The organism is Kocuria oxytropis (genome assembly GCF_040981195.1).
Classification (GTDB): domain Bacteria; phylum Actinomycetota; class Actinomycetes; order Actinomycetales; family Micrococcaceae; genus Kocuria; species Kocuria oxytropis.
Map to the genome: position 1 here is coordinate 1 of NZ_JAVFXA010000103.1, position 538 is coordinate 538.

The 538-nt window shown below is 73.6% G+C and carries 1 protein-coding gene; it reads right to left on the reverse strand.

Going from position 1 to position 538, the window contains the following annotated elements; genetic code table 11:
* The coding region (locus tag QYM41_RS17795; protein ID WP_368801097.1) for an ArnT family glycosyltransferase at positions 1-538 on the reverse strand (538 nt) is incomplete at both ends.

Consider the following 538-nt stretch of genomic DNA (forward strand, 5'->3'; position numbering starts at 1 on the left):
CCACAGGGGGTGCCGGGGGGAGAGCACGAGGTAGAACGCCAGCAGCAGCCACGGCAGGCCCACGTTGTCCAAGTAGGCCTGGCGGCCGATCGTCAGCGTGAGCGGCGAGAGGGCGAAGAACGTCGTGGCCAGGACGGCGAGCGGAGCGCGCACCCTTAGGCGGCGGGCGATGAGGTAGATCAGCACGGCGGTGGCCACGAAGAACGGCGCGACGACCAGGCGGACCGCGCCGACGGAGGTGTCGTCGCCGGCGCCCAACAGCCGGGGCAGCCAGGCGAGGGCGCCCAGCTGGATCCAGCCCAGCGGGGGGTGGTCGTACCAGTAGGTGTAGGGGGTGAGTGCGCCGTCATCGAGGACGCTGAACGCCTGAGCGGTGTAGGTGCCCTCGTCGTCCTGGTATGGCGTGGCGCCGGTGGCGTTCCAGACGCTGAGCACGGCCAGGGCCGCGACGAGCACCACGAGCACGGCGCGGTCGCGGCTGAGGCCGGACCACCTGCCCGCGCCGGGCCGCCGGTCCCGGGGCCGCGCTGCGGGCTCG